Annotated in this window: 9 protein-coding genes; 6 read left to right on the forward strand and 3 right to left on the reverse strand. The window is 73.2% G+C overall.

The window, feature by feature from the left end; all coding sequences use genetic code 11:
• Positions 1-80: 80 nt before the first annotated feature.
• A complete protein-coding gene (locus IG02_RS0101275; RefSeq protein WP_030740489.1) occupies positions 81-953 on the forward strand; it encodes an ABC transporter substrate-binding protein in 873 nt (290 codons plus the stop codon).
• Positions 954-1,097: 144 nt separating this feature from the next.
• Here the strand turns inward: IG02_RS0101275 and IG02_RS0101280 are convergent, their stop codons facing one another.
• Positions 1,098-1,511 carry an ATP-binding protein gene (locus tag IG02_RS0101280; RefSeq protein WP_051764270.1) on the reverse strand — a complete coding sequence of 138 codons (414 nt, stop codon included), beginning with the start codon at positions 1,509-1,511 and terminating at the stop codon, positions 1,098-1,100.
• A gap of 275 nt (positions 1,512-1,786) precedes the next feature.
• Between IG02_RS0101280 and IG02_RS0101285 the strand changes: the two genes are divergently transcribed.
• Positions 1,787-2,281, forward strand: a complete 495-nt coding sequence (locus tag IG02_RS0101285) for an NUDIX domain-containing protein (RefSeq protein ID WP_030740495.1) — start codon at positions 1,787-1,789, stop codon at positions 2,279-2,281.
• A gap of 176 nt (positions 2,282-2,457) precedes the next feature.
• Entirely contained in the window at positions 2,458-3,372 is a 915-nt protein-coding gene (locus IG02_RS0101290; RefSeq protein WP_051764272.1) for a glycoside hydrolase family 75 protein, read from the forward strand.
• 103 nt (positions 3,373-3,475) lie between these two features.
• Here the strand turns inward: IG02_RS0101290 and IG02_RS0101295 are convergent, their stop codons facing one another.
• On the reverse strand, positions 3,476-4,900 hold the full coding sequence (locus tag IG02_RS0101295; protein WP_234314588.1) for an amino acid permease: 1,425 nt from the start codon (positions 4,898-4,900) through the stop codon (positions 3,476-3,478).
• Between the two features lie 203 nt (positions 4,901-5,103).
• Positions 5,104-6,105 carry a hypothetical protein gene (locus IG02_RS0101300; protein ID WP_030740501.1) on the reverse strand — a complete coding sequence of 334 codons (1,002 nt, stop codon included), beginning with the start codon at positions 6,103-6,105 and terminating at the stop codon, positions 5,104-5,106.
• 715 nt (positions 6,106-6,820) lie between these two features.
• Here IG02_RS0101300 and IG02_RS0101305 point away from each other — a divergent pair.
• The 3 genes from IG02_RS0101305 to IG02_RS0101315 all read left to right on the forward strand — a co-directional run bounded on the left by IG02_RS0101305 (position 6,821) and on the right by IG02_RS0101315 (position 11,885).
• Positions 6,821-8,359 (forward strand): FGGY family carbohydrate kinase, encoded by a 1,539-nt coding sequence (locus IG02_RS0101305; RefSeq protein ID WP_030740503.1) that lies wholly within the window; start codon positions 6,821-6,823, stop codon positions 8,357-8,359.
• Between the two features lie 371 nt (positions 8,360-8,730).
• Positions 8,731-10,476 carry a TIGR03767 family metallophosphoesterase gene (locus IG02_RS0101310; protein WP_030740506.1) on the forward strand — a complete coding sequence of 582 codons (1,746 nt, stop codon included), beginning with the start codon at positions 8,731-8,733 and terminating at the stop codon, positions 10,474-10,476.
• A 152-nt stretch (positions 10,477-10,628) separates the two neighbouring features.
• On the forward strand, positions 10,629-11,885 hold the full coding sequence (locus IG02_RS0101315) for a DUF4032 domain-containing protein (RefSeq protein ID WP_030740508.1): 1,257 nt from the start codon (positions 10,629-10,631) through the stop codon (positions 11,883-11,885).
• Positions 11,886-11,911: the final 26 nt, after the last annotated feature.

Here is an 11,911-nt window from a genome sequence, read left to right on the forward strand (position 1 = left end):
AGTGGGTGGCGCCGGTACGGGTACCGCGTACGGGCGCCGCGCACGGACATCGCACCGACCGAAGCGGAACGAGGCGAGGCATGAGCTCGGGCAACAGCTGGGAGTTCACCGACGACCGCGGCCATCCGACCGTGGCACGCGACCACCCGGAGCGGGTGGTGACCTACATACAGGCGGGCGCGACACTGTGGGACCACGGTCTGCGCCCGCTGGGGATCTTCGGTTCCCATCACGACGGGGACGATCCCGATCCGGTGAAGGCGGGCGAGCTGCCCCTCGCCGGCCTGCGCTCCTTCGGCGCCGGCGGCTCCCTGGACCTGGACGCCCTCTACGCGGCCGAGCCGGATCTCGTGGTCGCCGTCAGCTATGGTGGCGGTCAGGTGTACGGCATCGACCCGGAGGCGGCCAAGCACCTGGAGGAGCACCTGCCGGTGGTCGTCCTCGACGTGGGCAAGGACCGCCCGTTCGAGTGGATCAGGGACCGGTTCTCGGCACTGGCCGCGGCCCTCGGCGCGCCGGGTGAGCCCGCGGCCCGGGAACTGGCGCGGGCGGAGGCCCGGTTGCGTGACGTGGCGGCGAGGCCCGACGCGCCGCGGGTGCTGGCCCTGTCGGCCGCGGGCCCGGACTCGGCGTACCTGGCCCGCCCGCCGGCCTGGCCCGACCTACGGGCCCTCGGCGACCTGGGGGTGGGACTGATCGATCCGGCGGAGGGCGCGGGGGCCAACTGGCGTACGGTCGACTGGTCCGAGGCAGCCGCGCTCGAACCGGACGTCGTGCTCGCCGACGCCCGCGCCAACGCCGCGCCGCGGATACGGCTGCGGGGCAACGCGGACTGGCGGGCCCTCGAGGAGCGGGCGCGGATCGTGCCCTGGAACCCGGAGATACCGGGCAGCCACCGGGCCCATGCGCACTTCTACGACACGGTCGCGGACGCGCTGAGCGCGGACGCGTAGCGCGTCCGCGCGGAATCGGCGACAGTCGCGACAAACCTGACACGGCGAACAAGACGGGGAGGCGCCGGGACCGGGACGGTGCCGCGCCACGGGGCGGGGCTCCGGCCGACGGCTCCCGCGCGGCCCGGATCACGCCGCGGCCGCTCAGCAGGCGAGGACGGCCTGTACGGTCTTGCCGCCGCCCGGGCTGCCCAGGACGGAGAACCGGCGCGAGAGGTCGCGGACCATCGCGATGCCGCGGCCGCCCTCCGCCAGGGAGTCGGGGCGGCGCAGCCGCGGTTGGACGGGGCTGCTGTCATGGACCTCGACGACGACCTCGCCGTCCGCCACGCTCAGCCGGAGACGGCAGTCCCCCCGGCCGTGCCGGGTGGCGTTCGTGACCAGCTCGGACACGACGAGCAGCGCGTCCGCCACCTGGCCGGCGGAGATCCGTTCGCCGCACTCCTCGGTGAGGTACGCGGCCGTCAGCTGCCGGGCCCGGCGAGGCGCCGTCTCCGATCGGGGCAGCAGATACGTGGCGCGTGCGGCACGATCATGAGCACGCCGGTACGCACGCATACGGAATCACTCCTTCCATCAGGAACCGGCGTTCTCGCCCCCGAGCAGGACGACCGCCGGGGCACTCCCCACGGCACCGGTCCGTCCACTCCATGCACTGCAACCACTCTTCTTGTCCTGATGCCCAGGTCTCCCGGCGCCCAATCGTGGGCGGGGCCCACGGGCCGCCGAGCGCGAAGAGCCTCGCGTACCGTCTTCCCCCGTTCCGCCCCTGATAGCGCACTGTCCCGCTGCCCGGATGGCGAGGCGGCGCTCCGGCGCACAGACTTGACCGCATGTCGGGCGGACACAGCGCGGGCCTCCTCGTGTACCGGGTCAGGGACAGCGGTACCCAGGTCCTTCTCGGGCACATGGGCGGGCCGTTCTGGTCGCGCCGCCACGCCGGGGCCTGGACCGTCCCCAAGGGCGAGTACACCGCCGACGAGCGGCCCGAGGACGCCGCACGCCGGGAGTTCCGGGAGGAGCTGGGGCTGCCGGTGCCCGAGGGACCGTGGCTGTCGCTCGGCGAGTCCCGGCAGCGCGGCGGCAAGACGGTACGGGTCTGGTCGGTCGAAGGAGACCTCGACCCGGCGCGCGCCGTGCCCGGCACGTTCACCATGGAGTGGCCGAGGGGGTCCGGGGAGATGCGCGAGTTCCCCGAACTGGACCGGGTCGCCTGGCTTTCGCCGGCGGACGCCGAGGAGGCGCTGGTGGCGGGGCAGCGGGTGTTCCTGGAGCGGCTGGCCCGGTGCATAGGCGACGGCCGCCCGCCCGCCGCACCCGGCCGCTGACCGGCGTTCGCGGTGTCCGCCCGGTCGGCACCGGCGTCCGGGCGTCCCGGCATCCGGCGCACTCCCGCGACCCGCACGGCGCCCCTGCCCGGGCCATGCCCACGCCCGGTGCTCCGCGCCCCCGTCGTTCCCGTTCCCGCTCCCGTTCGCATCGCCACCAGGAAGGGTCCCGTTCCGTGCCGCACCTTCGTCCCCCTGTCCTCCTCGGGATCGGTACGGCGCTGCTCGCCGCCGTGGCGATTCCCGCCGCTCTGCTGCCCGCGCTGACCGCTTCCCCCGGGGAGCCGGCCGCCGCCGGAGCCTGGCCCGTGGAGTCCCCGCCGGTGCCGCCCTCGACGACCCCGCTCCCGCCGACCGCGTCCGTTCCCTCGCCCGTACCGCACGAACCGCCCCGGCGGCAAGGCGGGGCCCAGGGAGCGCCCGCGGGCACCACGCCGGCCTGGCGCCGGGCCGCGCCGGACCCCGCGCCCGTCACCGCGGCGGCCCTGCGGGCCGGCGCCGGCCGTTGCGAACGGATCTCGAAGGGCGCCTACCGCACCGACGGCGCCGGACCCGCCCACGTCGCCGTGTGCGGCGCCGAGGGCGCCGTCTTCTGGAAGGCCCCCCTGACCGTGGTCTGCGACGGCCAGGTCACGGTCCGGTGCAACGACCGGGCCGATCCCCGGTTCGCGAACACCACCGCCTACACCCAGTCGAACGGTCTGCCGCTGAACGCCGAGAAACTGCCGTACATCGTCGTACCGTCCCCCAGCGGCGTCTGGGACCACCGCGACTTCGGCATCGGAGGCGGGTCGGTCGCGGCCGTCGTGCACGGTGACACGGTGCGCTACGCCGTCGTCGGCGACACCGGGCCGCCCGGCACCATCGGGGAGGCGTCGTACGCCACGGCCCGTGGGCTGGGTGTGCCCACCACCCCGGCGGGCGGCGGTGGTGGTGCCGCCCCGGACGTGACGTTCATCGTGTTCCAGGACGCGAAGGTCTCGCCGCCGGAGGACCGGGCCGCCACGGTCCGGCTCGGTGAGAAGCTGGCGCGGAAGTTCCTCCTGGAGAACGGAGACCGGGGCCGGGCCGGGGCGCGTCGAGTGCCCTGACCCTGGAAGAGGCACTGGGAAACGCGTCGTACGGCCCTCCGGCGGAGGCGACCCGGCGCGGTGGTCCCGGCGGCGGCGGCCGGGACCACCGCGGGCCGGCTTCTCAGACGATGCTGTCGGAGATCTCCGACCGCTCACGGGCGGTGCCGTACGCCTGGGGCGTGCTGTAGGAGCGTCGGGCCACGAACCACCACACGGTCGCCAGAACGAGCACCACGGCGAGGGCGATCACGGCGTAGTTCATCGAGTCGGCCGTCACGGGGTGCGACTGCGGCAGGCAGAAGAGCACGGTGACCACGGCCACCCACACCACCGCGATCCAGCCGATGGGCTTGCTCCAGCGGCCCAGGGTCCACGGTCCCGGCTCGAAGCGGTTTCCGGCGCGCAGCTTCAGGTAGATGGGAATGGCGTACGCCGGTGTGATGCCGATGACGTTGATGGCGGTCACCGCGCCGTACGCGGTCGCGGAGTATAGGGACGGCAGGGCGAGCACGGCCGCGACGGCCACCGACAGCCAGACCGCCGGCACCGGGGTGCGGGTACGGCTGCTGACGCGCCGCCACAGGGCGGACCCGGGCAGGGCGTTGTCCCGGCTGAAGGCGAACACCATCCGGCTGGCCGCGGCGACTTCCGCGTTGCCGCAGAAGAGCTGGGCCACGATCACGACCAGCAGCAGCGCCGTCGCGCCGTCCGCGCCGAGGGCGTCGATCAGGATCTGCGCGGGCGGCACACCGGTGGCGCTGTCCCGCGCGCCCTCGTAGTCCTGGATGGCGAAGGTGAGACCGGCCAGCAGCGCGAAGCCGGCGATCCAGGAGACCCAGATGGCCCGCACGATGCCGCGGGCCGCCGAGACGGAGGCGTTCGACGTCTCCTCGGACAGGTGTGCGGAGGCGTCGTACCCGCTGAAGGTGTACTGCGCGAGCAGCAGACCGATGGCGGCCACGTAGAGCGGGTTCTGCCAGCCCGTGTCATTGACGAACTCGGTGAAGACGAACGAGGGCGACTGATGGCGGTCGGGAATGATCGCCAGAGCACCGACGATGATCGCGACGCCGGCCAGGTGCCACCACACACTGATCGAGTTGAGGACGCTGACCAGCCTGACACCGAACAGGTTCAGGGTGGCGTGCAGCAGCAGGATGCACAGGAAGACGAGGAAGGTCGAGCCCGGCGTGGGCACCAGGCCGAACTGGAGGTTCAGGAAGGCCCCGGTGAACAGCGCGGCACCGTAGTCGATCCCGGCGATGGCGCCCAGCAGTCCGAGCAGATTGAGCCAGCCGGTGTACCAGCCCCAGGAACGGCCACCGAGCCGGTCGGCCATGTAATAGAGGGCCCCGGACGTGGGGTAGGCGCTGGTGACCTCGGCCAGCGCCATCCCCACGAAGAGCACCATCAGGCCGACGCCCGCCCAGCCCCAGAGCATGACCGCGGGGCCGCCGGTACCCATGCCGAACCCGTACAGGGTCATGCATCCGGAGAGGATGGAGATGACGGAGAAGCTGATGGCGAAGTTGCCGAAGCCTCCCATGCGGCGGGCGAGGACCGGCTGATAGCCCAGTTCGCGCAGGCGTTGCTCCTCGTCCTTCCGGGACGCGGACCCGGTCGTCGGCCAGGTCGGTGGGGAAGCGGACACGGCGGTACCTCCAACAGCTAATGACATGTACATGATCAACATCACTGTGCGCGGGGACGGTGGCGTGGAGTACGGCTCCTCCGGTCCCCTCGGGCTCTCTAATCCCCGTCCCGCCGGTCACGGGCCGCGCTCAGGCAGCGGCCGCGGGCGCGGAGGAACACCTCCTCGACCCGTGCGGCATCACTCGGGTCGCGCGTGCGGCAGGACCACGGGGCGGTCGCGTAGTAGGGCCCGAGCGCCTCGAACACCCGGGCGCCCTCGGTGAATCGCAGCGCCCCCCACAACGCGTGGGCCAGGTGGTTCAGGTCCAGCAGCGACGCCCGGGCCACGGCGGTGTGGTCGAACCACAGGCCCAGCGCGCGCATGGCGTCCCTGGTGGCGTCCGGCGTCACCCAGTGCAGGTCCAGCGCCTTCTCATGGCCGTTCTCCCTGCGGTACCGCTCCACCCTGACGAAGAGCGGCAGGACGTGCAGCGCCGACCCCTGGGGCGCCGAGGAGGACGCCCACTGCACGAAGTTGACCGCCTCCGAGAGCGACGCGTCGGCCCGCCGCGCGTAGACGAACTGGAGCATGCGGTGATAGGCCTCGCGGTTGTACGGGTCGCGCTTGTCCGCCTCCGCGAGGAGCGCCCAGGGGCCGGGGAACAGCATCGGGCCGGGCGGCGGGAGCCGGTGCTCCTCCATGCGCTGGCCGTTGTCGAGCCGGGACAGCGCCAGCAGGCACACCCACGGCACGGGGTCGTCCGGCGCCCGCCGCGCGGCGACGTGGCACGCCTCCCAGGCCCCCTGCCACAGCTCCTCGGTCCGCGGGTGGTTCTCGCGGTGCGCCCGTACGGCACGCTCGACGAGGACGCGGGTGTGCATCACGGCCGCGGCGGACGACCGGGGCTCCTCGGCCAGCCACGCCTGCACGGCATCGGTCCCGGCGGCGACGGTGGCCAGCACCTGGGTCCGCTGGGTCCACAGTGTCCAGTCGGGCGTCCGCGCCAGGAGGTCGCGCATCGACAGCCAGCGCCCCGTCCGCAGGTCCTGCACCGCGGTGCGCAGTTCGTCGTCGTGGCCCGCCGGGTGGAAGACGGGGCGGAAGCGGTCACTCGCCATGGGCCCGGCTCCGTCCGGGCGCGTGACCTAACACCGCTCCACCGCCCTCGGCCCCGGCGGACCCGGACGGCGGAGGGTCCGGGAGTCCGTACGGTCTGCCGCCCCGGAGGCCGCCGGGGCGCGGGACGCCTCCCGCGCCGGGGGCACCTCCCGCTCCCCGGACGTCGCACGTCTCGGGGCGGCCGGGTACGCCGGAGCCTGTCGGTGGACCGTGCGCCGGGCACCGCCGACAGGGCGCCCGGGCGAAAATATGGTCGACATGATTCCTCAACGACGGTGCGGGAGTGCGGTGTTGCGAGGGTGGCCCAAGGGGGTCGTCACACGGAGGCGCCGGCCGGCCGTGCCCGCGGACAGGGGCGCACTGACGCAGTGTGCCCCTGCCGCTGCTCGGCGATCAGTGTAGGGCTCCATGTGACCGCACCTGAACACTTTGCTGATCTTTCGCCACTCTCTGTTGATCGAATGAGGCGAACCACGGGTCACGCTCCGAATGGCTCGAACGGCCCCCACCACGCCCCGGAAACCCTTGACGCCCGCGCCGACCTGCATCACTCTTTCGCCCAACGATCACTCCCGCCCCCTGCCCCTCTCCGCCCCCGCCGAGCCGTGCCCCTCTCCTCCCCTCTCCATCCGTGCCTCGTTTCTGACTCTTTCCTGACTCTTCCTCACCTCTTCCGAGCTCGTTCCTGACTCTTCCCACGACCGAAAACGGGACATGCCGCCGGCCCAGCAGACACCCTTCTCGCCCGTCCACGGCTCCCCCGCCGACCCGGCCGGCCTTCCGGTGCTCGCCGTCGACCAGGGCACGTCCGCCACCAAGGCGCTCGTCATCTGCCCCGAACGCGGGGTCGTCGGCACGGGTACGGCCCCGGCGCCGCCCCGGTACGGCTCCGGCGGTCTGGTGGAGGTCGATCCGGCCGTGCTGCTCGGCTCCGTCCTGGACGCGGGACGGCGGGCACTCGCCGACGCGGGGGACGCGGGGCGGCGGGTGGCGGCCGTCGGCCTCGCCAATCAGGGGGAGACGGTGCTCGCCTGGGACCCGGAGACGGGCACGCCGCTCACCGACGCCATCGTCTGGCAGGACCGGCGCGCCGAGTCGCTGTGCACCGAACTCGCCCCGTGGGCAGGCAGGTTGCGACAGCTGACCGGGCTGCCGCTCGACCCGTACTTCGCCGCGCCGAAGATGGCCTGGATCCGCCGTCGGCTGACCCGGGAGGGCGTGGTCACCACCAGCGACTCCTGGCTGATCCACCAACTGACCGGTGCCTTCGTCACGGACGCGGCGACCGCTGGGCGGACCCAGCTGCTGGACCTCGACACCGCCGCCTGGTCACCGGAGGCCCTGGACGTCTTCGGACTGTCCGGCGAACGGCTGCCCCGCGTCGTGGACACGGCCGGGCCCGTCGGCACCACCGCCGCCTTCGGCCCCGAACTGCCGCTGACCGGGCTGATCGTCGATCAGCAGGCCGCGCTGCTCGCGCAGGACGTGACGGGCCCGGGGTCGGCCAAGTGCACGTACGGCACGGGCGCGTTCCTGCTGGCGCAGACCGGTGACCGGCCGCGCCGCGGGACGTCCGGTCTGGTCAGCTGCGTGGCCTGGCGGCTCGGCGGGCGTACGAGTTACTGCCTCGACGGACAGGTCTACACGGCCGCCTCGGCCGTACGCTGGCTGACCGGGCTGGGAGTGATCTCCGGCGCCGCCGATCTGGATCCGGTGGGGTCCGCCGTACCCGACAGCGGCGGAGTGACGTTCGTCCCCGCGCTGGCCGGACTCGCCGCCCCGTGGTGGCGCGGTGACCTGCGCGGCTCCCTGACCGGTCTGGGGCTCCAGACCGGCCCCGGGCATCTGGTGCGCGCGCTGTGCGAGGGCATCGCCGCCCAGGTGGTGGAGCTGGCCGACGCCGCCGCGGCCGATCTCGGCGCGCCGCTGACGGACCTGCGGGTCGACGGCGGGCTGACCCGGTCGGCACTGCTGATGCAGACGCAGGCCGATCTGCTGCAACGGCCCGTCGAGGTCTCGGCGTTGCCGGACGCCACGGCTCTGGGAGCGGGCGCGCTCGCACGGCTGGGGCTCGATCCCGCGCTCACACCGGAGGAGGTGGTACCGCCGTGGCGGCCCTCGGCGGTCTACGAACCCCGGATCGGCGCGGCGGAGGCGGCGGAGCGCCTGGGCGCCTTCCGTTCGGCGGTGGCGGCCCTGGTGGACCGCACTCCCCCGGCCGGCCACGACAAGGAAGCGGCCCCACCGGCGTAGGGGGGTGCGCCGATGGGGCCGGGGGAGCTCCTGCGGCCCGGGGGGAAGGCCGCGAGCTCGGCTCCACGATGCGTGTGCCCTCTCAGACCCGGGTTATGCACATTGTTTTTCTTTCTTCTCCGGATCGGCCGAATCACCCCGCTTCCCGGGGCCGCTTCCCGCCACGGTTAACGGTGAGTGACCAGTTCCGGTCCGGTCGGCGTGGGTCCGGCGACGCTTCACGAACACGGTGATCCCTGTGCGGTGATGGGTGTCGCGCGTTGGAGCGTCGTTCACGCGCAGGCCACACCAAGTGTCGAGCATCAAAGGAGTAGCCAGGGACCCTGCCCCGGCGCGCTCACCGCTGCGCTCGCACTCGGGAGACCGCATCCATGTCACGCATACACTCCGCAGTCACCGCCGTCGACCGGCGCTCCTTCCTCACCGTGACCGGAGCGGTGGGCATCTCCGTCGGGATCGGGCTGGCCATCGGCGCGGGCGGCGGCTCCGACCGGGCCGCGGCCGCGCCCGGGGCGGGCGCCTCGCCCACCGTGCCCGGTCCCCGTGGCTCCTCGGCCCCGCCCACGCCCGCCCGTACGGTCCCCGCGCGGACGACACTGGACTCGGTGGCCGCACCACGCGACACCGCCGTCGCCTACCGGCGGCTCGGCGACGGTCCCGGCTGGCCCAGACTCGTACGGGACGACCTGGCGGCGCCCCGGTCCGGCCGGGCCGGCCGCCGTACCGTCCTGACGTCCTTCGTCCAGCTCACCGACCTGCACCTGGTGGATGTCCAGCACCCGGTGCGCACCGAGTACCTCCGCTCGCAGGGGGTCTCCGGCTGGCGGCCGCAGGAAGCGCTCACGGTGCAGGGCGCGGTGTCGCTCATCGAGCAGATCAACGCCCTGACGGCGGGGCCGGCGACCGGCGCGCCGCTGTCCTTCGCCGTGACGACCGGCGACAACACGGACAACAACTCCCGGGCGGAGCTGGACTGGTACCTCACCGTGATGAACGGCGGCCGGATCACCCCGAACACCGGCGACCCCCGGCGGTACGAGGGCCCGCAGAACTCGGGCGAGCGGCTGTACTGGCACCCGGAGGACGCCCTCCGGGACACCGACAAACGGCTCGGCTACCCCCGTATCGACGGATTCCTCGCCGCCGCCATCGGCTCCGTGAACAGCCCGGGGCTCCGGCTGCCGTGGTACTCCACCGCGGGCAACCACGACGGGCTGGCCAGCGGTGCCATCGCCGACCGGTCGGGCTTCCTCGCCGACTTCGCCGTCGGGTCGCGGAAGCTGTACGACATCCCGGACGCCGACGCGAAGGCCCTGATGTCCGTCCTGGCGAAGGGGAGCGACCCCACCGGCAGCCACCTCGTGGAACTGCTGCGCCGCTCGAGGCGCCGGATGCGCCCGGTCACCCCCGATCCGGCCCGGGCGCCGTTCACCCCGCGCCAGTACCTGACCGCGCACCTGAACCCGGCACAGGCGGGCAACGGGCCGGTCGGGCACGGCTACACGACGGCCAACCTGGACGGCGACACGCTCTACTACACCTTCCCGATGGCGGACGGCGTGACCGGCATCAGCCTCGACACGACCGACCGCGCCGGGCACTTCACCGGCTCGCTCGACACGACCCAGTTCGACTGGCTGGAGCGGAAGCTGGTGGAGCACCGGGACGACCACGTCGTCGTCCTCAGCCACCACAACAGCTGGACGATTACCAACACGCACCCGGACCCCGACCGGCCGGGCGAGGCGCGGCACAACGGCGACGAGGTCCTCGACCTGCTGGGGCGGCACCGCAATGTGATCGCCTGGGTCAACGGGCACAGCCACCGCAACTCGATCGCGCCGCGCGACGGATTCTGGGAGATCTCCACCGCCTCGCACATCGACTTCCCGCAACTCGCCCGGGTCATCGAGATCGCCGACAACGGGGACGGCACGCTGTCGCTGTTCACGACGCTGATCGAGTCGGCGGCCCCGCACCGCACCGACCTCACGGATCTGTCGCAGACGGGCCTCGCCGCGCTCTACCGGGAGCTGGCCCACAACGCGCCGGGTTCCACCACCAAGCCGGCGGGCACGCCGCCCGACCGCAACACGGAACTGCTGCTGCGCCGGTGAGACCGCCGTCCCCGCTCCGCGCGCCCGCTCCCCGGCCCCCCGCGCCGCGACTGCCCGTGCCCCGTGCGCCCCTGTACCCCCGGGGCGCACGGGCCGCCCGGGACGTTCGGCACACTGTGGTGGACGCCCGGACGACAGCCGTGGGAGGCACGATGGCGCTTCAGATCAGCGCGACCAACCCTGAGCAGCCCGCGGTGCTCCTGGACCTGCCGTGGAACACACCGCTCGACCAGTGGCCCGAGGACTGTCTCGTCGCGCTGCCCCGCGGTATCTCCCGCCATGTGGTGCGCTTCGCGTCGGCCGGTGCCGAGGTGATGGCGGTGAAGGAGATATCCGAGCGGGGCGCGGTGCGCGAGTTCGGGCTGCTGCGCGATCTGCACCGGCTGGGCATCCCGGCCGTGGACCCGGTGGCCGTGGTGACGGGACGCACGGACGCCTCGGGCGAGCCGCTGGAACCGGCGCTGATCACCCGGCACCTCAAGGGCTCCCTGCCGTACCGCTCGATGTTCGAGTCGACGATGCGCCCCAGCACCGTCAAGCGGCTCATGGACGCGCTCGCGGTCCTTCTCGTACGGCTGCACCTGGCGGGCTTCGCCTGGGGCGACTGCTCGCTGTCCAACGCGCTCTTCCGGCGGGACGCCGGCGCGTACGCCGCGTACCTGGTGGATGCCGAGACGGGCCAGCTCCAGCAGAATCTGAGCCCGGGCCAGCGCGAGTACGACATCGAACTGGCGCGCGTGAACATCGCCGGGGAGCTGATGGACCTGGAGGCGTCGGGGGCGCTGCATCCGTCGGTGGACCCGGTGCCGTTCGGCGCGGAGATCTGCCGCAGGTACGAGGACCTGTGGCACGAGCTGACCCGTGAGTCCGTGTATCCGGTGGGCAAGCGGCACTACATCGACCGCCGGATCCGCCGCCTGAACGACCTCGGCTTCGACGTGGCGGAGATGCAGATCGAGCGTTCACCGGCCGGTGACATGATCACGTTCCTGCCCAAGGTGGTGGACGCGGGCCACCACCAGCGGCAGCTGCTGCGGCTGACGGGGCTCGATGCCGAGGAGAACCAGGCGCGCCGGCTGCTCAACGACCTGGAGAGCTGGATGGCGGGCGAGGAGGACTACGCCCCGGGCGACCCGCTGGGCGCGCGGCCCGAGGTGCTGGCCCACCGCTGGGTCCGCGACGTCTTCCGGCCGACGGTCCGGCAGGTGCCGCGCGAGCTGCGCGGGGAGATGGACGCGGCGCAGATCTACCACGAGGTGCTGGAGCACCGGTGGTACCTGTCGGAGAACGCGGGCCGGGACGTCGGTCTCGACGCGACGATCGAGGATTACGTGGCGCATGTGCTGCCGCGTGCGACGAAGGCGATGGCGCCGGGCTCCGCGGAGGCGCCGGGCGATCTGTCCCCGTGATCTCCCCCGGCGGCGGTCCTGGTGCC

Source organism: Streptomyces sp. NRRL F-5135, from assembly GCF_000719775.1.
Lineage (GTDB): Bacteria > Actinomycetota > Actinomycetes > Streptomycetales > Streptomycetaceae > Streptomyces > Streptomyces hebeiensis.